This window comes from Streptomyces sp. NPDC059248, from assembly GCF_042753905.1.
Taxonomy (GTDB): domain Bacteria; phylum Actinomycetota; class Actinomycetes; order Streptomycetales; family Streptomycetaceae; genus Streptomyces.
In genome coordinates this window covers 47,154-73,428 of sequence record NZ_JBHYZV010000037.1, presented here as the reverse complement: position 1 = coordinate 73,428, position 26,275 = coordinate 47,154, and the positions used below count along the sequence as shown (strand labels likewise).

The window sequence follows — 26,275 nt, the reverse complement described above, 5'->3', positions numbered from 1 at the left end:
GCGGGCCCCCCCCCCCCCTCCCCCGGCCGGCCCCGCCCCCCGGGCCGGCCGACCGGGGTGCCCGGGGCCGCCGGCCCGGCGCCGCCCGTGGATCTGGAGGTAGAGCAGCGCCACGGACTCCTCGGCCCCGTAATCGAACCGCTTCACGACCTTCCCCAGCGGATTCCACCGCCGCCCGTCGGGCATCCGAATCCCCAGCGGCTGCCCGAACAGCTCCCGCTGCTCCACGCCCAGGTCGATCCAGAACCCGCCGCCCCGGCGGACCATGACCTCCCCGGCGTACGCGCCGAGGCCGAACAGCGTCTCCACGGGCCGGGCCCGCCCGGCTCTCCCCCGTCTCAGACCGTCCACCACGCGGTCGACGACGCGCAGGCTCTTCACCGAGTAGTCGAGGGGCAGCCGTGCCCGCGTGTTCACCCGGGCCACGAACTCCGTGACGTAATCCCGCATCTGAGGTGCCGTTGGTACCGGGTCGACGATGGGATGCATCCGCACTCACCTTCCTCACCATGGTTCGGGCCGTGCCGGACGGCCCGCAGGGGTAAGCGGACGGAGAGGCTCGAACATCACGCGGGGATAGCGTGACGGCCCTCCCGGAAGGGCAGCGTCCGAGAGGGCCGCGCCCGCACCGAGAGGGGAACCACGTGGGTGTACGGAACGGAGAGCGCGAGGCGGCGCTGGAGAGAGCGGTCCGCAGGGCCCAGCGGGGCGACGAGACGGCGTTCGCCTGCTTGTACGCGACCGTCCAGCCGACGCTGCTCGGCTATCTCTCCCGGCTGGTGGGCCCGGACGCCGAGGACGTGGCGTCGGACAGCTGGCTGGACATCGTGCGGGATCTTAACCGGTTCCACGGCTCGGGTTCCGGCTTCACGGCATGGGCCAGGACGATCGCGCACCACCGCGCCGTCGACCATCTGCGCCGCCGTCGGAGCCGTCCCCTCACGGCCCTGCTGGACCGCGACATCCACGACCTCCCCGGCCCCCGGGACACCGCCCGGGAGGCACTGGAGACCCTCGCGACGGAGCGCGCCCTCTCCCTGATCGCGATCCTCCCGGACCGCCAGGCGCGGGCGGTGCTGCTCCGTACCGTCATCGGCCTCGACACGGCGACGACGGCCCGGCTGCTGATGTCCCGGCCCGCGGCGGTACGGTCCGCCACGCACCGGGGGCTGAACGGACTGGCGCGGTATCTCATCGGGACGGGCGCCACTCAGTCGGCCGCGCCCCCGGCTGCCGGTACGAAGAAGGGCCGGGAGAAGGACGAGGCGAGACCGAAGGGCCGGAAGTCGGGTTCCAACAACACCCGGCTCATGAACTCCGTTACGGAGATCTCATAACGATGCCATTCCTCCGATCCCGCCATCCTGGCCACAATCGGCCACTTTTCCGGAGGGGACGAATCAGCCAGCCAGAAGTACTCGTTCCCGTTGTCCCCCGCCCCCCAGGGAATGAGCCCCGTCCCTTCGGACCGGTAGACCTGGTAGGGGAAGATGAGCGATTCGTCGTCGTCCATGGCATCGGGACCGAGGCCCAGGTCGACGGGTTGATACATCTGCCAGGCCGTCAGCAGGTCGAAGATCCCGTCCCGATCCACCGAATAGAGCCACATAGCCGAGCAGAAAGCGCCGTGCCCGAACGCCTCGCACAACCGCTTGAAATCATCCGGCAGATCGGCACCCAGAGCTTCTTCCACCGCCCCCCAAGGAAAGGCTAGTTGCTGATTCTCCCAGCCGACTACTTCCAGAAGTGTCTCCGCGTCCACCTTTTGCCACCTTCGCGTAATCCCAAGGGGAGGGCCGGGCGGGCAGCCCAGCACAATGCCCGCCCGACCCTCCGCGTGCTCAACGGTTCAGAAACTCCGACTCAGCTACGGGCGACGCCCGGTAGGCGTATTGTAGATCGTTGTGGAGCCGTAGAGCCCACTCGACCCGAACCAGCTCAAATTGATCTCATGGGGAACGAACGATCCGTTGGCGTACCTCGGGGTAGCCTCGTAGTACATTGTCTCCCCGGCCTCGATCCGGTCGCGGATGCGAGTCTCGATCTTCTTCATCTGCGAGTTGTTCGGTGTCGGGTAAATCGGCACCAGGTTTCGACGGTCCTCCCCCGTACCCCCCAGGCGGGAAGCGAGCAGATGTCCCCGCTGCATTCCGGGCTGCATTCCCTCGGGTGACAGCAGCGGATCATTGTGGTGCGGCCAGACGGTCGGGGTACCGATGATCTGCGAGGTCGAACTACCCGCGATCAGACCGGTTTCCTTGCTTTCCAGCCAGGAAAAGCCTCCGCGGGTCAGGCAGGCCCGGACACCCTGGGCTCGCTGCTTGGAGTCGAGCGGCGAGTAGTAGACGGAGCTCTGACCCTTCTTGCAATTACTGCGATTGACTGGGAAGTCATGCCCCCAGTGGTACTCGTTGACCCCCGATTCCTCGGCCAGGATGCCGACTTTGTAGTTCGGGTTCCCCTGGTCGTAGGGGACCTTGTTCGGCGTCTGCTTGTCGTTCCACCCGAGGATGTTGAGAGCCATCTCGCCGATGGTGGAGACCGGATTCCTCTTGACCACCGTCTTGGCCGCCGGAGCGGCGACCTTCTTGACGGCGTCGACCGCCTTTTTAAAGGTGTCGGTAATCGAGAAGTGGCCGTCGAACTCGATACTGCTGACCGGGTTCCCGCCACCATAGGCGTACCGGTTCGCGGTATACGGGTCGGTCCCCAGGTCCATATCCGCCAGCGCGCCGTTGTACATATCGCGGCTGGTGAACCGGTTCAGGCCGGGGGTGTAGTCCCGGAACCCCATGTCGTAGGTGCCCGAGTTCGCGTCCCAGCGGGTGGCGTTGTACCGGTAGGCGTTGTACGCCTCCTTCGCCGGGTCCGCCGGATCCGGCTTGTCGATACCGGTGAAGTCCGACTGCTCGTCGGTGCCGTAGGCCGAGTACCCGTAGGTGCTGGTGGCCTGGCCGCCGGAGCCCGTGACGGTCTCCACGTCGTTGTGGCTGTTGTAGCCGTAGAAGCCGCTCTCGTTCGTGCCGTCGGCCTTGTGCTTGACCTGTGAGAGCCGCTCGCCCCACGGCCCGTACTGGTACGAGGCCGTGATCGCGCCCGCGACCGATTCGCCGAGCACGTCCTGGGAGAGGCCGAGGTAGGTGAACTCGGTGGTCTTTCCGTTGGCGCGGGACTCGGTGGTGCGGTCCAGCGGGTCGAAGGCGTACGTCGTCGACTTGAGGACACCGGCGCTGTCGGCCTTCTGGGACTCGACCACATGGTCGAAGCCGTCGTAGACCTTGCGTTCGACGATGTTTCCGCCGGTGGTGACGGTGTCCTGGCGGCCGAACGGGTCGTAGTTGTAGCGGGAGGTGACCCCGCCGGCAGCGCTGGTCAGCAGGCGGTTGCGGTCGTAGTTGTAGGTCGTGGTGGTGCCCCGGACCGTCTGCCGTATGACATTGGCGTTGTTGTCGTGGACATAGGTCTCCGTGCCCGCGCCGTGGCCGGTCCGTACGGACTCGTTGAGGCGGTCGTTCGGGTCGTAGGCGTAGTCCGTCGTCGATTCGAGGTACGCCGTCGTGTTGTCGGCGTTCATCTTCTTCGCGACGTCCTGCGACTTGTTGCCGTTGGCGTCGTACGCGTAGAGATGCGAGGCGACGAGCGTCCCGTTCGACTGCTTCTCCGTGGTCGACTTGACCGTGCCGTTCAGGTGGTAGGCGAAGTCGACCGTGTTGGCGTTGGCCTTGGTCTCCCGCAGCCGCTGGCCCTTGTCGGTGTAGGTGTACGCGGTCACCTTCGGCGAGGTGTCGGCGGCCGATGTGCCGACGGACACCGTTCCGACCAGGTCACGCGGGTCGTAGGTGTACCGGGAGAACTGGTCGGGATGGGTGACGGTCTCGGGCTGGCCGTTCGCGTCATAGGTGTAGGAGGTGGACTTCCGCTCCTGACCCAGCAGCGCCTCGGTGACCCTCTGGAGCTGGTTGAGGCCCGTGTAGGTCATCGTGTACGCGTCGATCCGCGCCCCGTTCGACGTGTCGTCGATCGAGGTCAGATTGCCGTTGACGTCGTACGCGTAGGCGAAGTTGCGCCGCTCGGTGTCGGCCGGGTCGCCGGTGGTGTCGCGGACGAGGCGGACCGCGTCGGCGGCCACGGTCCCGGACGCGCTCTGTCCGACCGCGATCCGTCCGGCGTTGCCCTGGTTGAAGGTGTAGGTGCCCAGGGCGACCCAGGTACCGGCGGCCGTGGTCTGGTTCTTGGCGACCGTCGCGGTGCCCGAGGCATGGGTGACGGTGTACTGCGCCGCGGTGGCCGCCCCCGTGACCTGCGGGTACTTCACATAGGCGGTGTAGGTGCCGTTCTTCGGGACGTTCAGGGTCCAGGTGAAGGCGTCCGTGCCCGTACCGGAGGTGTGGGTGCGGTGGTCGTGGCCCTGCTGCCCGGCCGTGTCCCCCTTCGTCCAGGTTCCGGTCGACGAGGTGTTCTGGATATCGGAGTTGTCCACCACCACGACGGACCGGCCGGCCGGATGCCCCTCGTCCGCCTTCGTCCTGAGACTGCCGTCCGGGAAGTAGCTCCAGCTCATGCTGCGGTCGGCGGCGTCACCGGCGGAGGAGATGGTGCGCCGGGTCTGCTGTCCGGTGCTGTCGTAGTCGTGGCTGGTGACGATGTCCCACTGGTCGGTGGCGGTCTTCGCCCAGCCGTTGTCGTAGTAGCTGTAGGTGGTGTCGTTACGGGCCGTCTCACCCTCGGACGGCGGCAGCGACACCTTGGAGACCCGGCCGACGGCGTCGTAGTCGGTACGGGTGTGGACGTTCGGGTCGTTGTAGCGGGTGTCGGCGGGGTCGTACGGCTGGTACTGCCGCACCGGCCGGTTCAGCGCGTCGTACTCGGTACGGGCGGTGAAGTCGTTCGCGGCGGCCGTCGCCGTACCGCGCGGGGTCACCACCTTGGTGGTGTTGCCGACCTGGTCGTACTCGAAGCGGGTGATCCGGTCGGTGCCGGCGACGTACGGGACCCGGGTCTCCCGCTGGGCGCCCCGCTCGTCGTAGTCGATGTGGGTGGTGTTGTTGTCGGCGTCCGTGGACCGGACGACCAGGTTGTCCTTGTCGTAGACGCTGGAGGACACCTTGCCCGTCGGGTCGGTGACCGAGGTGACCCGGTGGTTCAGGTCGTAGGCGGTCTTCGTGGTGAAGTCGGCGGGGTCGGCCGTGGCGTTCTTCTTGGGGTCGACGACCGTGGTGAGGTTGCCCACGGAGTCGTACGCGTAGGAGATGGTGTCGCCGGAGCTGTTGACGACGGTCGACTGCCGGTGCAGCTCGTCGTAGGTGTAGGTGGTGGTGTAGGAGCCGGGGGCCGCGCCGGGCAGATTGCCCTTCGGTTCGGTGACCGTCCGCAGATTGCCCTCGGCGTCGTAGGTGTACGTCGTCTTCCGGTCGGCCCCGGCGTGGTTGTTACCGGGCGCGGTGGCGGTGAGGACCTGGTCGGCGTTGTCGTAGACGGCCGTGGAGATCGCCCCGTTGGACGCCGTCGACAGGGTGACGTTGTCGTTCGGGTCGTACTCCGGCGCCGGGACGGTGATCAGCTGACCGGCGCTCTGGTCCTTGGGGACCGTGGAGACCAGCGGTCGTCCGAAGACGTCGTAGGTCCGGGTGGTCTTCTTGCCGAGCGCGTCGGTGACCTCACGGACCAGTCCGCGTTCGTCGTACACCTGGGTGGTGGAGCGGCCCAGGGCGTCGGTGCTGGTCGCCGGATACCCGTGGGGACCGAAGTTGCTGTTGGTGCTCGGGTTGCCGTTGGCGTCGGTCGCCTTGGTCAGCAGGCCGTGTGCGTTGTACTCGTACTTGGTGACGTAGTCGTCGGGTACGGACGGGGTGGCGACGCCCTTGGGGTCGGTGACCGAGGTCAGGTTCCCGAAGGAGTCGTACCCGAACTGCGAGGCGCGGCCCTCCGGCGACGTCCGGCGGAAGAGATCGGCCGAGAATCCGTCGGCGCGCGTCTGGTACTCGTACCGGGTGGCGTTCGCGGGTACGGCGGTCGGGGAGCAGTCCGCCGCGGACGGGACACCGGTCCGGTTCTCCTCAGCGGTCCGGCTCCACAGCGGATAGCCGGTCTTCTGGTCGTGGCAGTAGGCCGTCTTGGCGCCGTTGTGCTCCTCCAGCAGCACCACGTTGTTGTCGGTGTCCCAGGTGGTCCGGGTGATCTGGGCCTTCGCGTTGGTGTGCCGGATGCCGCGGCCCGCGGCGTCGGTCACATAGACGGAGGCGCGGTCCCCGGCGTCGGTGACGGTGGTGTCGGTATGGGTGGCGTCGGTGGCGTTGACCGCGTAGGCGAACCGGGTCAGACCCCCGGTCCTGTCGGTGATCGTCCTGGTGCGCCAGTTGTCCTTCACGTCCGTGCCCGCGCCGGGGACGTGGTGGGCGACGGCGGTGTTCTTGCCGCGCGGGTCGGTGGCCCGGATCAGTTTGACGTTGCGGTCGCTCTGGGCGGTGTCGTAGCCGAAGGTGAAGACCTTGGGCTGGGACGAGCCGTCACCGTCGGTGAGCTGCCCGAGGATGCCCTTCGTGGTGTAGTGGAAGGCCACCTTCCGACCGGAGATGTCCGTTATGGACTTCACGTGGTCGTAGATCCGGGGGTTGGTGAGGTTGGTGCCGGAGACCTTGGCGCCCGCGTCGTTGATGTACTCGTAGGTCGCGTCGCCCCTCTCCCAGTAGTCGATGGTGAGCGACTGCCGGTTGGCGGGGTCGGTGACATAGGTGAGGAACTTGATGGTCCGGTTGTTGGAGACCCGCTCCTCGTAGGTGAACTCCTGGCTGTTGCCGTTCTTGTCGACGGACTCGGTCGGATAGCCGTCGCAGCCGAACCGGAAGCGGGTGCCGTCCGGCCGGGTGAGGGTCCAGGCGTCGGAGACGGAGTCCTGGTCCGGTGTGCAGCTCAGGCCCGTCCTCATGGTGAGCCGGTAGTTGACTCCGGCGGGGGCCTGCCAGGTGCCGTCCGCCTGCTTGCGGAAGAGATGGGTGGTGCCGTCACCGTCGGTGAGCCGGATCTCGGTGGGGTTGGCGCGCGGATGGAAGTCGAGCGGCGTCCCGAGCCGGACGGGTCCGGCGATCTGGGCGGTCCAGCCGTGGCCGAGGACGGTGTCCGAGGTGTCCTGGGTGTTGTAGGCGAACCGGGCGAAGGTGCTCAGGCCCCGGCCCGGGTTGCTGAAGGCGTTGTAGGACCAGATCCCGTTGCCCGCGCCGAGGTTGGTCATCAGGGTGGACCCGGCGCCGGTGTTCTTCCCGGCGTACGAGTGGTACTTCTCCATGCCCAGGTGGTGGGCCTTGAGGTCCTCGACGGCCACGTCCTGCTTGAGCGGTGGGATGCCGCCCGCGCCGGCCGAGAGCCAGGTGCCGTCGGAGATCTTGCGGATGTCCCAGTTGATGTAGTGCTCGGCGCGTTCGTTGCCGGTGGTGGTGATGTCGGGTGAGCGGATGGCCGCGTTGATCGTGGCCGACTTGCCCGGCAGCAGGGCGGGTATCGCGGTCTTCTTCTGGTTGGCGGCCGTGGTGACGTCGGTGCCGTCGGGCAGCTTCCAGGTGTACGACAGCTCCCGCTCACCGGCCGCCCACGCGGTGGAGGTGGTGTTGGTGATGGTGACGGCGCCCGTGTAGTCGGTGTTCGTCGTCATCCGGTGCGGGGTGTTCGGCGCGTAGTACGTGTTCTCCGCCGTGGCGTCCACGTAGATCACCCGCAGCAGCGGGCGGAGCTGGGGGTCGAGGGCGCCCGCCGAGAGGAACAGGGACCGTTCCTGGGGTCCGGTGGCGGACTCGTCGTTCAGTTTGACCAGGACGCCCTTGTTGTTGGCGGGGGTCCGTACCCAGCTCTGGGTGAGTCCGGTGGCGTCCCACCAGTGGCGGCCCAGATCGGTGTTGAAGGAGGGGACGTAGTCGGCGACGGCGGCCGAGTGGTCACCGCCGGGCGCCGTCCACGCGGTGGTGGCGTTGGCGTTGTTCCAGGTGGCGGCCGTCTCGGTGAACTCCCGCGTCAGGCCGTGCAGGTTGTAGCGCGCCTTGGCGGTGCCGGTGCGTTCGGTCTGGTTCCGCCAGAGGAACATCCGGCTTTCGAGGATGGTCGCCGAGGCCGGGATGGCGGTGGTGGGGAAGTCGATGACCGCGCGCGTCTTGCCGTAGGTCGCGGAGTTGTTGCCGACGGTCAGCCAGTGCTGTCCGACCGCGCCCTGTTCGATGGTGTTGAGGTTGGTGGTCGGCTTGGCCGACGACAGGGTGGTGTCGGTCTGCCCGGCCTGGATCAGCCGCATGGTGCGGCCCGCCTTGGGGATGGCGACCAGCCGGGTCGGGGAGCCGAGGAGTTGTCCGTCCTTGGTTCTGACCGCGATCTGGTAGTAGTACACCTTCCCGATCTCCTCCGGATGGCTGTCCGGAGTGGGGACCGCGGTGGTGTCGGTGTACTGGGTCACCGTCTTGGCCACCGGCGCGACCCGGGTGGCGGACGAGGGTGTGAACACCTGCTGCGTGGAGCGGTGCAGCTGGTACTCGACCAGGTCGAGACCGGTGTCGCCGCTGCCGTTGGCGTAGGCCGGCCAGGAGAGTTCGGGGCCGGTGGAGTGGATGACCGTCGGCGAGCGGAGCGCTGTGCCGACCTTGCCGAAGGTGACCGTCAGCCGGGGGATCGTGGAGGTCTCGCCGCCGTAGTCGTAGTCCCCGGCCTCGTACGCGGGCCCGCCGAGCGGCGCGGTCGAGGTCTCGTTCACGGCCTTGATCACAAAGCCGTGGTTGGGGGAGGTGCCGTTGACCCACTTCTGTACGGTGTCGGCGACGGCGAAGTTGTGCCAGGAGTTGTACTCGCCGATGTCCTTGCGGATCTGGGCCGGGTTCACCAGCCGTACGGCGTCGGCCATGGTCCGCCGGGCGGAGTCGCCCGTGTCGCCGACCACGACACTGCCGGTGGTGCCCTTGGTGAAGTCGATCTGCGCGGTGCCGAGCTGGCGCCAGCCCGCGGTGCCCGTGGACTGGTCGACCGTGAAGTTCTGGACGGGCTCGGCGGAGTTCACCCGGTGGGGCGCGGCGGTGGTGCCGTCGGGCTGCGGGGTGGTGTACACCTCGACGCGGTAGTCGGCCGTCTCGTGCACCCGCGGCTGGAAGGTGTACGACTCACCGGTCGCGGTGTTCTTGTTGTATGTGTAGTCGCCGCCGGAGCCGGTGCCGCTCACCCGCGGCCATTCGCCGACCGCGGCGGTCCCCGGGTCGCCGTCGTCGAGCTGGACCGTGGTGGAGGACTGCTCCCCCACCAGGGCGTTGGTGTTGTTCCAGGTGGCCGTCGCCTCGTCCCAGGCGCCGGTGGCCCGTCGGATCTCCACATCCACATTGGTGGTGGCGGTGGTGTGGGTCTGGTCGTAGTACAGGCCGAGCCGGGCGGCGTCGATCTTGGAGCCCACCGGGATCTCGCCCAGCGGGAACTTGATGAGGGAGCGGGCGATCCCGGTGGCGCTGGTCTTGCCCGCGGCCATCTCCCAGGTGGCGCTGAAGTTGGTGGTGGGCTGGTCCGAGCTGACCATCACGTCCTGGGAGACCGACGCGGAGGGCGCGATGGTGATGGTCGGGTCGATGACCACCGGGTACGCCCGTTCCGGCGCGGCCAGCCAGGCCGCGTCCGGGGTGAGGGCGATCCGCCAGCCCTTGCCGTGCCGGGTGAGCTTCTGGGTCACCTTCGGGCTGAAGGACTTCCCGTAGGGGGAGGTACGGTCCTTCCGGCTGTCCGTCATGAAGGCGGGCGGGATCACCAGGACCGGGGTCGCCGGGTCCTCGCCGAAGAGCGCGATCGAGCCGTCCCGGCGCTCCTTCGGCTGAAGGGTGCCGGCGTCGAGGGTGAAGACGTAGGACACCGGTCTCGCGGGTGGCTTGGCGAGGGTGATGTTCTCCTTCACCCGGCCCGCGCCGACCTGGTACGAGACATCCGCACCGGCGGCCAGCCCCTTGTAGGTGACGGTGTCGCCCTTGACGCCCGGCCGTACTCCCCGGGCCGCGTTGAGCAGTCCGAGGGTGACGGTCTCGCCCGTGGGGGCCTGGAAGCGCAGCAGCCGCCCAGGGTCCTCACCGAACCAGGTACGGCTGACGTTCGCCGTGTTGGCGAAGGCGAATCCCTTGTCCTTGGTGGCCTTGACCGTGGTGTCGACCGGCTTCCACGAGGCGCCGGAGCGATAGGCGGAGGGAGATGCGGATAACTCGGCCTCGACCCGTCCGTCGGAAAGCTGCCAGAACCGGGCCTGCGGGGTGCGCCGTTCGGAGAGTTCCTTGATCCGTTTCGCCGGTGGTGCTTTCTTTCCCCGGTCCAGCTTTTCCCGGCTGGGTATCTCGATCTTTCCGCCCGCCGGTGGTTCGGCGGGCCGGGATTCCTTCTTGTCGTCGTCGTCCGAGAACCAGCCCTTGACGGTTCCGAACACCCCCTTGCCGTCGCCCTTGCCCGGTGGCGACGCCTGGGCCGCATGGGCGGCCTGGGGCAGCATCGTGCCCGCGATGGCCGCTGCGACCAGGCAGGACACATATCTCCGGTACGGAAACCTCACCTCATGTCCTTCCGTTCCGGCGCGCCCGCCTCGTCACCGAACGGCGGAAACAGGCATGCCGAATGTGCTGGAGCGGCGTTTTCCGCCCAGCCGGAACTCTCCTTCCACCGCACGGGGGAGGTCGGTGGCGATATCGCCTCCCGGGCACGGCGGCGAAAGTATCGAACAGGCGACTGATGGCCTGTCAACCCAATGGACATATCGGACGGAAGGAGAGTCGTTGACGAATCCGAATGACCGATTTATCCGAGGGCTTTCGCCATGGGCGCGGTGTGGTGTATATCCACGAGAGCTATCGCTCAGGGGCGTAACGGAAGGCGGGTGGCGGTTATTTCAGTCGGCAAAGAATCAGCGGAAGAAGAGGCGATACCGGACGGCGACGGCGTCCCGGAGACTTCCGGCACGGGCCGGGAGGGCCGGAAAGGGTGCAAGACGTGGGGCACGCGGCGGCGGGTGGTGGGGGCCGGGGTGTCGGCGCTGGTCTGCGCCGTCGCGGCCGGGGTGTACGGGGTCGTCGGCGCGCCCGGCTCGAAGGGGTCCGGGGATGATCCGCCGGCCCGCGCGGTGCCGACGGCCGAGGTGAAGTACGAGGTCACCGGGGAGGGCACGGCGGAGATCACCTTCCGGCCCGCGGGCGGGACGGGCGCGACGGTCGTCCGGGACGCCGCCCTGCCCTGGAGGAAGTCGATCCGGCTGCCGGTCGGTACGGCGCCGACCGTGGCCGTCGTCCTCGGCGACCGCGGTGGCAGCGCGGCCTGCACGGTCGCGGTCCGCGGGGAGCATGTGCAGCGCGCCCTCGCCACCGGCAGATACGGCCGCGCGACCTGTGGCGGGGAGCGGCTCCCGGGACGGGGGTGACCTCGCGGACGGCCCCGGCCCGGTGTTCCGGGCCGGGGCCGCGCCCAGACAGAAGTGGATACCGCGGCCGAAGTCGAGCTGGGGGTTGGGGGTCCGGGCCGGGTCGAAGGTCATGGGGTCGGCGAAGACCCGGGCGTCGCGGTTCGCGGCGCCGAACCACAGGAGGACCATCTTCCCGGCCGGGAGCCGGTGGCCGGCCAGCTCCGTATCGGCGGCGGTGGCCCGGTAGGTGGCGGCGACCGGGCTGAGATAGCGCAGCGACTCCTCGATCAGGCCCGGGACGAGGGACCGGTCGGCGCGGACCCGGGCCGCCTGGTCGGGGAAGTGGTCGAGGCAGAGGATCGTGTTGCCGATCAGCATCGTGGTCGACAGATATCCGGCGATGAGCAGCATCTTGGCGAAGCCGACGATGTGTTCGTCGCCGAGCCGCGGTCCGCCGAGTTCGGCCGCCAGCAGCCCCCCGACCAGATCGTCCCGGGGGGCGCGGCGGCGGCGGGCGACATGGTCGCGGAGATAGCCGAGCATGGCCCGCATATGTTCCATCGCGGCGCCGAACGCGCGTTCCTGCTCCTCGGGGGTGTCGGCGAGAGACGTCCCGCCCATCTCGGTGACCAGCCGGGTCATCCAGCCCTCGAACAGATGGCGGTCCTCGGGCGGGATGCCGAGGAGTTCGGCGACCGCGGTCACCGGCAGCGGGTAGGCGAGCGATGCCATCAGGTCGAACGCGTCCTCGCCCCGGACCGCGTCGAGCAGGTCCCGGGCGAGTGCGGTGATCTGCGGCTCCAGATCGGCCACGACCTTCAGGGTGAAGGCGTGCCGCACCACATCGCGCAGCCAGCGGTGGTCCGGCGGGTCCATTTGGAGCAGATCGCCCTCGGTGAAGGCGTCCTCGGCGTTCTCGGGCATCAGCCGTGCCGTCTCGGCGGACGAGAAGACGCCCGGGGTACCGAGGGCCGTCAGCACTTCGGCATGGCCGTAGACGTTCCAGGCGTCCATGGCCTCGTCGAACTCCACCGCCCGCTCCGGGGAGCGGCCGTAGAGCCAGAACTGGCCGGGGTGGATGCCCCACCGTTCGGCGAGGGATGTCATCCGGCTCACTCTCCGGCGGATTCGGCGCCGGCCGACCCCGCTGCCATGGCCTCGCGCAGGCTGCGGGGCCGCAGGTCCGTCCAGTTCTCCTCGACGTACCCCAGGCAGCTGAGGAATTCATACGCCGACCGTGAATATTTCACGGCAATAGGGGTGGCCGTCCCGCGATCCGGAGGGGGTTCACCCTCGCCCGGGCACCGTCGCGCGGCGACCGGAGGGCCGGAGGACCGACCGCGGGGCTACCGGGGGGCGCCGGAGGGGGGCACCCCCGGGACGCGTAAGCAACTCGGCTTGACAAGCTCGACCGGTCAACCTAAGTTGCTTACATGACGAGCGTGAAGGAGAGTCTGGTATCGGACGATCCCGCCCAGCAGTTGGCGGCGGTGGTCGCGCTGCGGCGGCTGGCCGATCAGCTGGAGGACTCGGCGGTGGAGAAGGCCATGCGGGCGGGTTGGAGCTGGCCCGATGTGGCCGAGGCGCTCGGTATCACCCGCCAGGCGGTCCACAAGAAACATGCCAAGCGTCTGATCGCCGCCGGCGTCGAACTCAAGAGGAGGTTGACATGACACGGCAGTTGTTCGGCGCCTATGCCGAGACCATCATCGAGTCCGGCGCGGACGAGGCCCGGCTGTCCGGGTCCGCCACGATCGAGGCGGAGCATCTGCTGCTGTCGATCGCCGCGGAACAGGATTCCGCGGTCGCGCCGCTGCTCGCGGCGGCCGGACTCGATCACGCCGCGATCCGGCTGGCGCTGCGCCGGGAGTTCTGCGAGAGCCTCCGGGCCGCCGGGGTGTCGATCGCCGAGAAGGATCTGCCGGAGCCCTGTGTCTCCACCGGCCGTCCGTCGCGTATGGGCCAGTCCGCGAAGCTGGCCTTCGAACGCGGCATCACGGCGGCCGGGGGCAAGAAGGACCTGCGCCCGGGCCATCTGCTGCTGGGCGTTCTCCGGCTGGAGCTGGGCACGGTGCCGCGCGCGCTGGCGCTCGCGGGAGTCGACCGGGCCGCGCTGCGCGAGAGCGTCGAGCAGTCGCTGCGCGACTGATTCACATCCTGACCATCTGAATACGATCGCCGGCCGCGGCCGAACGGCCGGGTGGCGCGCGGGCCCCGCACCACCGCGGTGCGGCTCCGGAACGCGACCCCGTCGACCCGGCCTCTCGGCACCGGCGATCGATCCGCACGGCGGACCAGCCCCCGTCCGCCGTGCGGACCCCCGGCCGTGCCGAAGGCCCCCGGGACACCGTCACCACCGGCCCCTCCCCCGCGCCGGTCCCCGGCCTCGACCGTCCGCCCCGCGCCTCGAAGCGGGTCGCCGACGCGCTCCCGTACGCCCGTTCGTTCGGCCATTCCCCCGCCCCCTCCCGAACTCCCCCCCAACTCCCCCCGAACACCTTCCGAACGCCCCCGAGGACACCTCATGCCCGAATTACCTCAGACGCACCACGACACGAGAGGCAAGCCGATGACATCCAGCGACCAGGTCGCCCTGGAGGTGGACGGCCTGCGCATGCGCTATGGAACGAACGACGTGCTCAAAGACGTGACGTTCCGGGCACATCGCGGCGAGGTGCTGGTCATGCTGGGCCCCAACGGGGCCGGGAAGACCAGCACGATCGAGATCCTGGAGGGCTTCCGCAAGCGTTCGGCCGGCCGGGTCGACGTCCTCGGGTCCGACCCCGAGCACGGCGACGCGCTGTGGCGGGCCCGCGTGGGCATCGTCCTCCAGTCCTGGCGGGACCACGCGAAGTGGCGGGTGCGGGAGCTTCTCCTGCATATGGGCACCTACTACGCCCACTACTCCACCCCCGAGGTCGCACGGCCGTGGGACGCGTCGGAGCTGATCGCCCATGTGGGCCTGACCGAGCAGGCAGACAAACAGGTACGGATGCTCTCCGGCGGCCAGCGACGGCGGCTGGACGTGGCGATCGGTATGGTGGGCCGCCCCGAGATGCTCTTCCTCGACGAGCCCACGGTGGGCTTCGACCCGGAGGCTCGGCGGATGTTCCACGATCTGATCCTGGGGCTCGTCGCCACCGGTGAGACCACGATCATGCTCACCACACACGACCTGGCGGAGGCGGAGAAGCTCGCCGATCGCATCGTGATCCTCAACGAGGGCCGGATCGTCGCCGACGGCACGGCCGACGAACTCGCCGAGCGGTTCGTCGGCGAGGACGAGGTCCGCTGGACACTCGACGGGCAGCGCTATGTGCGGTCGGTCGGCGACTCCACCCGGTTCGTCCGCGAGCTGTTCGAGAAGCACGGCGACGCCGTCGCCCAGCTTGAGGTCAACCGCTCGTCGCTGGAGGACACCTATCTGTCCCTGGTGCGGCGGGCCGAGTCCGGCCGTACGGCCCGATCCGCCCACGACGCCCACGACGCCGACTCCGCCGCCACCGCCGAAGCGAAGGTGCCGCTGCGATGAGCAACTACTCCACGACGGCGCTGCGGACCGGCTTCTCCCGCGGACTGATCGAGCTGCGCCAGGCGTTCGCGGGCGCCGAGATGATCAATCAGCTGCTCTGGCCGGTGATGACGCTGACGGCCGTGTTCTTCCTGCGCGACAAGGAGTTCCGCGACACCGGGATCGAACTCGGGCCGCTGGTGATGCCGAGCGTGCTGGGCATGTTCATCGCTCTGGGCATGCTGCTGGTGATCCAGTACCTGACCATCGAACGCGAGGACGGCACCCTGTTGCGGGCCAAGGCCCTTCCGCACGGCATCCGCGGCTACTTCCTGGGCAAGCTCGTCACCACCTCCGGATCCATCCTGGTCTATCTGGCCATCCTGCTCGTCCCGGGCGCCTTCATCGTCGACGGGCTGGAGCTGGACGCCGTCGGCTCCTGGCTGACCCTGGCATGGGTGCTGGTCCTCGGCCTCATGGCCACCCAGTCCATCGGCGCCGTACTCGGCGCGCTGGTGTCGAACCCGCGCGCGGCCGGTGCCATGTCGGTTCCGGTGATGGCCCTGATCGGCGTCTCCGGGATCTTCTATCCGATCACCTCCTTGCCGGAGTGGCTCCAGTGGACCGCCCAGGTGTTCCCGATCTACTGGCTGGGTCTGGGGATGCGCTCCGCGCTGCTGCCGGACGATATGGCCGTGGTCGAGATCGGTGAGTCCTGGCGGCAGCTGGAGACCCTCGGCGTACTCGGGGCGTGGGCGGTGGTGGGGCTGGTCCTGGCGCCGATCGTGCTGAGCCGGATGGCCCGGCGCCAGTCGGGGTCGCGGGTCGCGGAGTACCGCGAGAAGGCCCTCCAGCGGGTCGGGTAACCGACCGGGGCGGGGCCCGTACGAACCCGGGGGGGGCGGCGGCCCGGGAGGGGGCCGCCGGGCCGGGGCAGCCGGTTCAGCCAGCCGCCGCCGGTCCCGGGTCCTGATCCGGGACCGGGACCGGAGTTCGAGCCCGGGCCCGGTCGGGAAACAGGACCGGAACCGTCCGGACGCCGGGACGGAAACAGGTCACGCATCAGATTCCCCGTGGTATCACGCTTCCCCCGAGACATCGGCCGCGGCATGATGGACGGTCAACGTGGAGCCCTTTCAGGGTAATTCGAGGACCTCACACGGAGCCTCGACAGCCGAGGGCTCCATACTCGTTTCCCGGTCCGGCGCTCTCCCCGCACGTCCAGTGCCACAAGCCCACTCCGGGCCTGGGAATCGCAGGTATCCGGATTCGTCTTCGCCGGTTTCTCAGCCGTGCTCTTTATGTTCGGCGTCGGCTAGCAGTTCCACACCTCCCATCTGCGGCACCACGGCGCCGGATCTCGGCCGTCCCGCTCAGCTCGGTCGCCCTGCCGTTCGCCCTGGGGACGGGTCTTGCCGTGGCCCTGGCACCCTGGTTCGACCGTGCGGAGATGACGACGGACGGGCTGCTGGTACCGGCGCTGTTCCTCGGTACGGCGATGTCCATCACGGCCTTCCCGGTCCTGGCTCGGATCATCGCCGAACGCGGGCTGCAGAAGGACCGTATGGGGTCGATCGCGGTGGCCTGCGCCGCCATCCAGGACTTCCTGGCGTGGATCGTCCTCGCGGTGGTCGTCGCGCTCGCGGAGAGCACGGACCCTGGCCCTTCGCCCGGATGCTGATCGGCTCCGTGGCGCTGGTGATCGGCCTGGTCCTGGTCGTCCGTCCGGCACTGGCCTGGGCGCTGGACCCGGCCAGGCCGTGGTCGGGTACCGCCGTCACCCACGCCGTGCTCGTCATGGGGCTGCTGCTGAGCGCCTGGGCGACCGAGGCCATCGGGCTGCACGTGGTGTTCAGGGCCTTCGCCTTCGGGGCCGTGGTCCCCCGGGACCGGGTCGACGCGAGCGCCCCGGAGGTCCCGGAACGCATCGAGCAGACCAGCCTGTTCCTGCTGCCGGTGTTCTTCGTGGTCACGGGTCTGGCGGTGGACCTCGGCGGCCTGGGCGGACAGGGGGTGCTCATTCTGCTGGCCGTCCTGGCGGTGGCCTGCGCCGGCAAGTTCGCGGGCGCGGCAGGCGCGGCCCGGCTCACGGGGTCGACCCGCCGGGAGGCGGCCGTCCTCGGCACCCTGATGAACACCCGCGGACTGACGGAACTGGTCATCCTCAATGTCGGTCTGGGGCTCGGGGTCATCGACGGGCAGCTGTTCAGCGCCATGGTTGTGATGGCGATCGTCACCACCGTCATGGCCGGTCCGCTGCTGGACCGCTTCCAGAAGGGCGCGACGGCGGAGGCGGAACCGGAAGCGGAACCGGCGGAATTACCCCCGCCATGAATTCCGCCACAAGGCCATAACTCCACCAACCACGTCAAGACTTATCTTCGGGGAACTCCGACCGTATGGTGTGGCTCGAATCGAAGGAGCCCCCTGTTGTCGGAAACAATTGATCCCATCGCGCGTGCGGTTGCGTCGGAGCGGGATTATGTGTCCTCCCTTTACGAGCTGCTCACCGAGCGGCTTTCCGAGGCGCGAGTACACCGGGCGCGTGTGCTGAAGGCCCCGGCGGACAGCGCCGGTGAGGCATACGAGAGAGAAAGGGCCGCCGAGCGTCTCACCGAGGAAATCGGCCGGCTGGAGGGAGCCGGGAAGGGACTGGTCTTCGGGCGTATCGACGGGACGGACGGCACGGCCCTGCGCATCGGGCGGATCGGACTGCATACGGAGGAGGACGACCTGCCCCTGCTCGTGGACTGGCGCGCGAACGCGGCGCGACCCTTCTACGAGGCGACACCGGCCCACCCGATGGACCTGCGGCGGCGCCGACACCTGCGCCTTGAGGAGCGCACGGTCGTCTCGGTGAGCGACGAACTGCTGGACGGGTCCGCCCCGACCGACGAGGACGTCGTGAGGGACGGCCCGTTGACCGAGGCGCTGTCGGCGCGGCGTACGGGCAGGATGCGCACGGCCGTCGCGACGCTGCAGGCCGAACAGGACGCGATCGTCCGCTCCCCCCACCGCGGGGTGACCGTGGTGCAGGGCGGGCCCGGCACCGGCAAGACGGTGGTCGCCCTGCACCGGGCGGCCTATGTCCTGTACGCGTTCCCGCGCGCCGCGGAGGAGGGTGTCCTGGTGGTGGGCCCGAACGCCCGGTTCATCGACTACATCTCCCGGGTCCTGCCCTCCCTCGGGGAGAACGACGTCGTTCTGGCGACCTGCCGGGAGCTGGCCGGAGTGTCCACGGACACGGTGGACGCGTTCGACACGGCACGCCTCAAGGGCGGCTCCGACCTGGCCGACGCCCTGGCCGGCCTGCTGCGCGTCCACCAGGCGCCCGCCGGTGACTTCACCGTGCGGGTCGGACGGGAACTGGTCCATCTGTCCGGCGGGGAAGTCGCCACGGCACGCAACGCCGCCGTGGCGACCGGACCGGGACACAACCCCGCGCGCCAGGTGTTCAAAGAGCTGTTGGTCGACGCCGTCACCGACGCGATGCGACGGGACATGGGCGACCTCCTGGAGCGGATCGACGCCGACGCCGAGCGGATGACGGGTATCGATATCGACCGGTTCACGGGAGCCGCCCGGCGCCGTGCCGAGGGCGCGGCCGACGCGGGTCCGGCCCATGAGCTGGACCTGGACGCCGTCCGGGCCGATCTCCTCGACGACGCCGGTGTAGACCGGGCGGTCGAGGTGTTGTGGCCGCGGCTGGTACCCGGTGACCTCGTAAAAGCGCTCCTGACGGACGCCGGCGCTCTCGCCGGGCACCTGCCCCGGCTGACCGCGTGGGAGCGGTCCCTTCTGCTCCGCGGCCCGGACGACCCGTGGACCGACGCCGACGGGCCGTTGCTGGACGAGGCCGCGAGCCTGGTCGACGGTCCCCCGGAGCGGACGTAACGGGCACGTCGTCGTCGACGAGGCGCAGGAACTGACCGCCATGCAGTGGCGGATGATCGTCCGCCGCTGCCCGGCGAGGGCGATGACACTGGTGGGCGACTTCGCCCAGGCGGGCCCGGTCACGAGGGCACGCGACTGGGAGGAAGCGCTGAGCCCCCATGTCGGACCGCGGTTCGCCCTGCACGACCTGACCGTGGGCTACCGCACCACGCGGGAGATCCTGGAGAGCGTCCGGGACCTCCGCACGCGGATCGCTCCGGGCCAACAGCCCACCCGGTCGCTGCGCAGCGGTGAGATCCCCCGCACCGTGACCACTCCCCCGGACGGCCGGGTGACCGCCGTCGTGGCGGAACTCCGCGCCCAGAGCGCCGCGCACCCGGGCGAGCTGCTGGGAGTGATCTGCGCGGACGCCAGGGTGCGCGAGCTGACCGCCCGGGGCGTCGCCCACCACGCGCGGATCGTGCCGGCGTCCGAAGCGCGCGGCCTGGAGTTCGACGGGGTCGTCGTCGTGGACCCCGAGGAGATCGTCACGGCCCGCCCCGGTGGGGAAAGGGACTTGTACGTGGCCATGACCCGCGCCTCCAAGCGCCTCTGCACCATCACCGTCCGGCCCGCCTGACGACCCGACCCCGTCCCGCCGCCGCATGCCGCCGCTCGGCGGCACGCGGCGGCTCTCGGTCCTGCCCCGGCGCTACCCCGCGGCCCGGGGGCCTACTTCCCGCGGAAGGCGTTGTGGACGGTCTGCCTCAGGGTGTTGCCGTGCAGGTCGGCGACGTCGGCGCGCAGGGCGACGCCCCGTCCGGCGGCCGGGGAGACGACCCGGGCCGCGCCGTCGCGGACCGGGACGGCCCGCCAGGTGCGTCCGTCGTCGTAGCTGACGGACACGGCGAGCGACGCGGTACCGGCCCCCGCGGCGGCGCCCTGGACTGTGACGGGCACCCGGACCGGCCTGCCCGCCGGGGCGGTGCTGTCGAGGGCGAGGGCGGGGGTGAACCGTACCGCCGACACCGGTACCGGCTCGGCCGCCGGGGTCCGCGCGGAGTCGAAGGTCCACTCCGCGGTGATCCGGTCGGACACCGGATAGGCATCGGCGTCCCGGGTGGCGGTCGTCACCAGCCGGTACGAGGACCGGTCGGCGGGCACCGTGAAGGGGACGAGGCCCGGCTCGGCCGGGGTCGTGGCGATCTCGACACCGTCGCGGTACAGGGTGTTGGAGATCGTCCCCATCTCCCCGAGGCCCGGATTGTTGCCGTCCCCGTCGGAGAACATCCGTACGGCGCCCTTGATCCGGTCGCCCTCGCGGTACAGCCCGCTGTCCTCCGCGATCTTCGGGCCGAAGACCCCGGCGCCGAGGGTGTGGACGTACCGTTCGCCCGCGCGGTAGCGGTACTGCGGCGTCCCGTAGAAGCCCTCCTCGGTCGACTCGCCGTTGCCGAGATCCCGGCGCTGGAAGTTCCAGTGGTTCCACGCGACGCGCTCCCCGCCCGTGTACACCTTCCTGGTGGCGGGCAGCGGTACGAACGCGCTGACGAACGTGCTCACGATCTCGCCGTCGCCCACCGGCGCCACGGCGAACTGCGCGGTCCGGCCCGTCGCCGGTGAGCCGAGCCGGACGGTCACCTCGGCGAGATCCCGGACCGTGGGGGTCCGCCGGAAGCCGGTGACCAGCCGGGAGCGGCTCGGGTTGTAGCTGAGGGCGTACGTGTCCGTGCCCTTGGTCCACGCCCCGTTGACGCCCTGGTGGAACAGCCCCGCCGGAGGGACCGCCGGTCCGGTGTGGGCGCTGCGCAGCCCCTGGAAGGACGGCAGCTCCCACTCGGCCATGGTCCAGTGCTCATCGGCTCCGGAGCCGACGAGCCGGGTGAACCCGAAGCGGGCGGAGCGCGCTTTCGCCCCGGCGACGGGCGCCGAGACCGAGACGGGCCGGGTGGTGCGGGCGTCGAGCGTGACGGTGGTGTCGGCGATGACGTCGAGATGGGGCGCTCCGAGCACGTCGAAGCCCTGCGCCGGGTCCAGCGGGTCGCTGTAGACCGCGCCGCCCAGGAAGTAGGCGCCGCGCGGGACCCGGAGGGTACGGGAGCCGTCGCCGCCGGAGATCGCGTACGACCTGCCGCGGGCGGGGCCGCTCATGCCTTCGAGATAGGACTCGGCGTCGCCCGTGGGCGCCCCGTTCCGGCCGAGGTGGCGGATGGTCAGGTCGTACGACTCGATCTCCCGCTCGACGGCGCCGGTACCGCGCACGGTCGTACCGCCGCCGGTGGCCGTCACCTCGATCGCGTAGCCGCCGTTCGTGTCGCCGCCGATCCGGGTGTCGACGGTGACGCCGACCGTCGCGGTCCCCCCGGCGGGTACGGTCAGCGTCCCGCCCCCGGTGACGAAGCCGGCGGGCGCGGGCTTGCCGTCGGGCCCGGTCGCGACGGCCGTCACCTCCAGGTCGACGGGCTCCGTACCGAGGTTGCGGTAGGTGACGTTCCGGGTGACGGGGGTGTCGTCGGTATGCGGGTACCGCTGGACTCCGAAGTCGAGAGGGCCGCCTTCGGCGACGACGGTCCCCTTCAGGGCTGCGGCCAAATCGACGCGCCCGGTGCCCTGTTCGAAGGGGGTGTGCGCGCCGGTCCTGGCGGAGCCCGTCAGCATGTTCTTGATCCGCTCGCCGCGCCAGTCGGGCCGGTGCTGCGCCAGCAGGGCCGCGGCGCCGGTGACATGGGGGGCGGCCATCGACGTACCGCTGTGGGCGATATAGCCGGAGCCGCCGCCCGCCCGCGCGGCTTCGATATCCGTACCGGGCGCCGTGACATCCGGCTTCACCAGGCCCGCGCCGGGCAGGGGGCCGCGGCTGGAGAACGGCGCGAGGACGTCGTCCCGGTCGACGGCGCCCACGGTCAGCGCCGACCGCGCGCTGCCGGGGGACGCGATGTGCCCGGGTCCGCCGCGGCCCGCGTTGCCCGCGGCGGCGACGAACAGGGTGCCGTGCGCTTCGGAGAGCCGGTCCACGGCCTCCTCCAGGGGATCCGTACCCGGATCGTTCGGGCCGCCGAGGCTCAGGTTGACGATGTCGGCGCCCTGGGCGACGGCCCATTCGAGACCGGCGAGTATCGACGAGTCGAGGCCCGTGTTGTCGTCGTCGAGCACCTTGCCGTCCAGGAAGCGCGCCCCGGGCGCCACGCCCTTGTTCCGCCCGCCGGACGCGGCGCCCGTACCGAGCGCGATGGACGCCACATGGGTGCCGTGGCCGACCCGGTCGACGGCGTCGGGGGCGCCGGAGAAGTTCCGTTCGGCGATCTGCCGTCCCGCGAGATCGGGATGGTCCTGGTCCACCCCGCTGTCGAGGACGGCGACCCGTACGCCCGTACCGTCGAGCCCGGCCCGCCAGGCGGCGGGCGCGCCGACCTGGCCGGTGCTCCGCTCCAGCGTGCCCGTGCGCACCCCGTCGAGCCACACCTTGTCGACGCCCGGCGCGAGGGCGCCGGGGGCGGCCCCGGCGGTGAGCGCGGCCCACAGCCCGGCGGCGTCCCGGGCCGGGGCGCGTACGGCCTCCGCGTCCAGCCGGGCGAAGGTCCGGCGGACCTCGGCCCCGTCGGCGGCGCGTACGGCGGTACGGGCAGCGCTCGCGCCGCCCCGGTACCGTACGACGACCCCTACCTCGGCCCGGTCCCGCCGCGCCTTCCGGTGCTGGGCCCCGACGAGTTCGGCGGGGTCGAAGAGCCGGGGGTCCAGCCGCCCGGCGGCGAGCGCCCGCCCCGCGTCGAGCGGCACCACCAGCAGCCGCTTCCCGGCCCGGCGTATCTGCACGGGCACCCGCTCGCGCCCCGCGCCCCGCTCCACGGCGACGGGCCGCTCCTTCCCGTCCACCCCGACCCGGTCCCCGGTGATCAGCGTGACCCAGCGCAGCGGCGTGCCCCGCCCGTCCCGTACCGCGTCGGACGACCCGGGTGCTGCCGGTACGGCGGTCACGGCGGGCGCCGCCCCCACGGCCAGGGCGAGCGTCACCGCGAGACCCGCCGACACGGCATGGCGTCTTCTTCGCAAGGCTTCCTCCAGATACGGATACCGCTGTACGGAGCCGGTCCTCCACTCGGTCCGGCGTACGACGGTGAACCCGGCGGGCACGGGGCGCGGTTGCCCTCATGACCTTCGTTGGCCGGATTCCGCCCGGTCCGGTTGTCACGGGGCGGATTTCCGCCACGGCGATCCCGAGGACCGGGTCGCGGTCGTCGTGCCCGAGCGGTCGTCCCGGTACCGGGACGGCTGGAGTCGGTGCCCCACGACGGCGGGGCGCCCTTGCGTCCGGGGAGACCGGGCCGATCCGTTCGGGGGCGCATCGGCCCGGTCTCCCCGCTATCAGGAGGCGGGTTGCGGGGAGACCGCGAGGGAGAAGGAGTGGCCCGCCGGGTCGGAGTAGAGCCGGACTTCGCGCGGGCCTCCCCTGTTCTCGGTGTCCACGGGGCGGGCGCCGAGGCCGATCGCCTCCCGTTCCGCCTCGTCCAGGTCGGCGCGGTCCACCAGGATCCGCAGATGCGACTGGAGGGAGTCTTCCGGCCGCGGCCAGCTCGGCGGGGCGTGCCCGGGGTCTCTGCAGACGGCGAGATGGACCCCGCGGTGACCGATGATCTCCACGAAGTCGGGGTCGTCGCCGCGGTGGATCTCCGCGCCGAGCAGCGCCGCGTAGAACTCGGCCAACTCCACGGGTTCCGCACAGTCCAGTACGAGCACAGTCGTCTTCGTCACTGTCATGCGCCGCGCCTACCCGGGTGTTCACCGCGCACTCCCCGTGCGTCGCGCATCGGGGACGGCGCCGGGGCGCACACACGGCTCACGGGCCCGACGGGCGCACTCCTCCGGGTGCGCCCGTCGGGCGGAATACCCACCCTCGCGCCCCCTGTCGGCAGGGGGCGCCCGCTTCGACGATACGGGCCGACCCTCGGATCCAGGAAGTTCCCATGCACGGAACGCGAGGCGGAGCGGGGACGTGGCACAGACCGGTCGGAGTGGTCGTCGCCATCGTCGTGCGGCCCGAGTCGTCGGGCGCGGCGCGCGAACTGGCCCGGCTGCAGGCGCGGATCGAGGCGCGGTTCGCCGACCACGGGGACGGGTACGGCTTCGCCGGCTATCTCGACGCCACCACCGGGCGGATCGTCCTGGAGTCCGTCGCCCCGCCGGACGTCGTGACCGCGGTGGCCGGACGACGGGCCACGGGGACGCTGTCCTCCGCGGGGAAGGCCGGGCCCGGCGGTGCGGGCACGACCGCGCCCTGTACCTCCGGCGCGCCCTTCTACGCCAAGGACGAGAACGGCGCCCATGCCCGCGGCCGGGTCTTCGCGACCAGTGGTACGTCGTGTTACGTGACGCCCTGGGGCAGGGTGGCGAGCGCCCTGGGCGTGACGATCGTGCCCGGCTGACCTCCGGTAGCCGGAACCGGTTCGGAAGAAACCTAGGCCGCGTCGGGGCGGCCCTCGCCCGCCATGAAGCGCCACACCAGTCCGTGGCCGAGCAGGACCAGCAGGGACAGCAGGATCGCCTCGGCCTGGATCGGCCGGAGGGACACCGTGTCGGCGAGTGAGGGAGTGGTACCGACGACGGCGATCAGGACATAGACGGCCGCGGCGGCCAGTTGCGGCAGGGCGAGGTGGGCGAAGGTCCGGTCGCGGGCGGCGTACGTCAGCAGTCGCAGTGTCGACGCGCAGCCGACCACCGCGATCACGACGAAGCTGGCCCGCCAGACCTCCGGGGTGGCGGCTCCGCCGACCTGGGCGAACAGCCCCATGACCGCGGGGAGCAGGAAGGAGAGGTAGATCCCGCCCACGACCCGGCGGACCGCGGGTTCGCGCAGCCACTCCGCGTGGTTCTGGACCACGTTCCACCAGAGGCCGACCAGCGTGAAGCACGTCGCCGAGAAGAGCGCGTAAAACGTACTGACGTCCACCGGGCGGCCTCCCGCGGGCGATCGGGGATCGGGGCGGCCGTCCCCCGCGACCGCGTCGGGCGGTCGGGCGTACCCGTTCCATGTGTGCCGAGCGTCCCACGCCGGGGCACCGGGTACGGGGCAGCGACACCCGGCGGGACGGGACAGGACAGCCGGGACCGGCCGGGACGGCGCGCCCCGTGCCCGGTGCCGTGGCGCGGAGTCCGCCACGGCACCGGGGGGTGTTACGGGGCGGTGCCCTCCATGGCCTCGCGCAGGCTCCTGGGCCGCATATCGGTCCAGTGCTGCTCCACGTAGTCGAGGCAGCTCTGGCGGGACTCCTCGCCGAAGACGACCCGCCAGCCTTCGGGGACGGGGGCGAACGTCGGCCACAGGGAGTGCTGGTCCTCGTCGTTGACCAGTACGGAGAACCGGCCGTCCTCGTCGTCGAACGGATTGGCGCTCATACGCGGTTTCCCTTCTTCGCGGGCTTGTCTGGCTGCTCGGGCTTCTCGGGCTTTCGGACTCACGCTTTCGGACTCGGGCTTCGGGCTCGGGCTTCGGGCTCGGGCTTCGGGCTCGGGCTTCGGGCTCGGGCTTCGGGCTCGGGCTTCGGGCTCGGGCGCCGACGCCCGCCGGACGCCTGGTCGACGAGGGAGCCGTCGGCGATGGGACAGCCGTACGACGGCATGATCGCCGAGTCCGGGACGCTCGGGCAAGATGCCGTCCCGTCCACCGCCCGGGGCCCGGGGTGTCCCGGATTTCCGGACGGCCCCGTGCATTCGCCCCCGCCGGGCCGGACGCTCCGCGCGGCGGAGGCGACCGGCCCGAACCACTATGTCCGACAAGGCCGTTCAGGCCCCGTAGTGGAACGGTCAGGACCCCTCGCCGCCGCGGCACCCAGGCACCGACGTTCGAGCCGGAGTGGGCCCGAATGATCCGGAGCGATAGGGGCGGGAGACGGCAAACACGGTGGCCACCGAATAGGGGTTGACGCAGATGAGGGCAACTGGCAATTTCAGCCTCCCAGCGGCAGGAAGATCAACGCACGAGCCCGCGTTCTTCCCTCCGCTTTTGCAATTCTCCGCACCGTGACAGCGAGACCGGTATTCGCGGGATTCCCCCGGACAGCGGTGGAACGGGCACCGCAGTCGATGCGGTCCACTCCGGGGGAAGGGCAAGAACGCTGCACCGGACGATACGCGGACTCGTGGTGGCGGTCGTCCACGGCGACGACGAGACCCTGGGAGCCGACGGCACCATCGCCCGGCTCGCCGACGAGGGCGTCCGCCCATGCGCCGGACACCGCCGCCGTATCGCGAGGAAATGGCCCGCCGAGGAGCCCTGGTGGAGTACCACGACCCGCTGATCCCGGCGCCGGCCCTGCCCGCCGGCGGGACGCTGGAGTCCGTGTCGCACCCGGGCGACGGCGAGTGGGAACTGGTCCTGCTCCATACCGTCCACCCCGGTCACGACTACGACTGGGTCGGCGGCGGCCCCTTGGTGGTCGACGCCACCTACCGCTTCCTGCCGGCCGACGGATCGAGGGCGGGCGCGACACCGTGACTCACGAACCCCATGGAACCCG

Annotated in this window: 17 protein-coding genes and 1 pseudogene; 11 read left to right on the top strand and 7 right to left on the bottom strand. The window is 70.6% G+C overall.

Annotated elements, in window-relative coordinates:
- Positions 1 to 489 (bottom strand): hypothetical protein (locus ACFXG1_RS18120; protein ID WP_384743487.1); only part of this gene is annotated, 489 nt, incomplete at its 3' end.
- A gap of 155 nt (positions 490 to 644) precedes the next feature.
- Here ACFXG1_RS18120 and ACFXG1_RS18115 point away from each other — a divergent pair.
- Positions 645 to 1,337, top strand: coding sequence for an RNA polymerase sigma factor (locus tag ACFXG1_RS18115; RefSeq protein WP_384712690.1), 693 nt, complete (start codon positions 645 to 647; stop codon positions 1,335 to 1,337).
- A gap of 530 nt (positions 1,338 to 1,867) precedes the next feature.
- Here ACFXG1_RS18115 and ACFXG1_RS18110 read toward each other — a convergent pair.
- Positions 1,868 to 10,516, bottom strand: a complete 8,649-nt coding sequence (locus ACFXG1_RS18110; RefSeq protein ID WP_384712693.1) for a DNRLRE domain-containing protein — start codon at positions 10,514 to 10,516, stop codon at positions 1,868 to 1,870.
- A gap of 372 nt (positions 10,517 to 10,888) precedes the next feature.
- Positions 10,889 to 12,487, bottom strand: coding sequence for a cytochrome P450 (locus tag ACFXG1_RS18105; protein WP_384743483.1), 1,599 nt, complete (start codon positions 12,485 to 12,487; stop codon positions 10,889 to 10,891).
- A 326-nt stretch (positions 12,488 to 12,813) separates the two neighbouring features.
- On the opposite strand from ACFXG1_RS18105, the gene ACFXG1_RS18100 reads away from it, so the two are divergent.
- The 7 genes and pseudogenes from ACFXG1_RS18100 to ACFXG1_RS18070 all read left to right on the top strand — a co-directional run bounded on the left by ACFXG1_RS18100 (position 12,814) and on the right by ACFXG1_RS18070 (position 19,404).
- Entirely contained in the window at positions 12,814 to 13,053 is a 240-nt protein-coding gene (locus ACFXG1_RS18100) for a hypothetical protein (protein WP_384743480.1), read from the top strand.
- Entirely contained in the window at positions 13,050 to 13,529 is a 480-nt protein-coding gene (locus ACFXG1_RS18095) for a Clp protease N-terminal domain-containing protein (protein WP_384723108.1), read from the top strand. Before ACFXG1_RS18100 ends, ACFXG1_RS18095 begins: the two co-directional genes overlap by 4 nt.
- Positions 13,530 to 13,949: 420 nt before the next feature.
- A complete protein-coding gene (locus tag ACFXG1_RS18090) occupies positions 13,950 to 14,912 on the top strand; it encodes an ABC transporter ATP-binding protein (RefSeq protein ID WP_384743491.1) in 963 nt (320 codons plus the stop codon).
- On the top strand, positions 14,909 to 15,757 hold the full coding sequence (locus ACFXG1_RS18085; protein ID WP_384724484.1) for an ABC transporter permease: 849 nt from the start codon (positions 14,909 to 14,911) through the stop codon (positions 15,755 to 15,757). The genes ACFXG1_RS18090 and ACFXG1_RS18085 overlap by 4 nt, the downstream gene beginning before the upstream one ends.
- 200 nt (positions 15,758 to 15,957) lie before the next feature.
- Positions 15,958 to 16,572 carry a cation:proton antiporter gene (locus tag ACFXG1_RS18080; RefSeq protein ID WP_384721997.1) on the top strand — a complete coding sequence of 205 codons (615 nt, stop codon included), beginning with the start codon at positions 15,958 to 15,960 and terminating at the stop codon, positions 16,570 to 16,572.
- The gene (locus tag ACFXG1_RS18075; RefSeq protein WP_384721994.1) at positions 16,566 to 17,225 is read left to right on the top strand and encodes a cation:proton antiporter; all 660 of its coding nucleotides are present in this window, start codon (positions 16,566 to 16,568) and stop codon (positions 17,223 to 17,225) included. The genes ACFXG1_RS18080 and ACFXG1_RS18075 overlap by 7 nt, the downstream gene beginning before the upstream one ends.
- Positions 17,226 to 17,375: 150 nt before the next feature.
- A pseudogene (locus ACFXG1_RS18070) lies at positions 17,376 to 19,404 on the top strand (HelD family protein).
- Between the two features lie 92 nt (positions 19,405 to 19,496).
- Here the strand turns inward: ACFXG1_RS18070 and ACFXG1_RS18065 are convergent.
- Positions 19,497 to 22,895: a S8 family serine peptidase gene (locus tag ACFXG1_RS18065; RefSeq protein ID WP_384743475.1), complete on the bottom strand. Its 3,399-nt coding sequence runs from the start codon at positions 22,893 to 22,895 to the stop codon at positions 19,497 to 19,499.
- Positions 22,896 to 23,126: 231 nt separating this feature from the next.
- The gene (locus ACFXG1_RS18060; RefSeq protein ID WP_384743471.1) at positions 23,127 to 23,519 is read right to left on the bottom strand and encodes a VOC family protein; all 393 of its coding nucleotides are present in this window, start codon (positions 23,517 to 23,519) and stop codon (positions 23,127 to 23,129) included.
- A gap of 206 nt (positions 23,520 to 23,725) precedes the next feature.
- Here ACFXG1_RS18060 and ACFXG1_RS18055 point away from each other — a divergent pair, with 206 nt between their 5' ends.
- A complete protein-coding gene (locus ACFXG1_RS18055) occupies positions 23,726 to 24,184 on the top strand; it encodes a hypothetical protein (RefSeq protein ID WP_384723755.1) in 459 nt (152 codons plus the stop codon).
- 32 nt (positions 24,185 to 24,216) lie between these two features.
- On the opposite strand, the gene ACFXG1_RS18050 is transcribed toward ACFXG1_RS18055, so the two are convergent.
- A complete protein-coding gene (locus ACFXG1_RS18050) occupies positions 24,217 to 24,708 on the bottom strand; it encodes a hypothetical protein (RefSeq protein ID WP_384723758.1) in 492 nt (163 codons plus the stop codon).
- A gap of 224 nt (positions 24,709 to 24,932) precedes the next feature.
- Complete coding sequence (locus ACFXG1_RS18045) at positions 24,933 to 25,154, bottom strand: MbtH family protein (protein ID WP_384723761.1); 222 nt, start codon at positions 25,152 to 25,154, stop codon at positions 24,933 to 24,935.
- 746 nt (positions 25,155 to 25,900) lie between these two features.
- Between ACFXG1_RS18045 and ACFXG1_RS18040 the strand changes: the two genes are divergently transcribed.
- Complete coding sequence (locus ACFXG1_RS18040; RefSeq protein WP_384721022.1) at positions 25,901 to 26,056, top strand: hypothetical protein; 156 nt, start codon at positions 25,901 to 25,903, stop codon at positions 26,054 to 26,056.
- Positions 26,035 to 26,253, top strand: a complete 219-nt coding sequence (locus tag ACFXG1_RS18035; RefSeq protein ID WP_384721019.1) for a hypothetical protein — start codon at positions 26,035 to 26,037, stop codon at positions 26,251 to 26,253. Before ACFXG1_RS18040 ends, ACFXG1_RS18035 begins: the two co-directional genes overlap by 22 nt.
- The last annotated feature ends 22 nt before the right edge of the window (positions 26,254 to 26,275 follow it).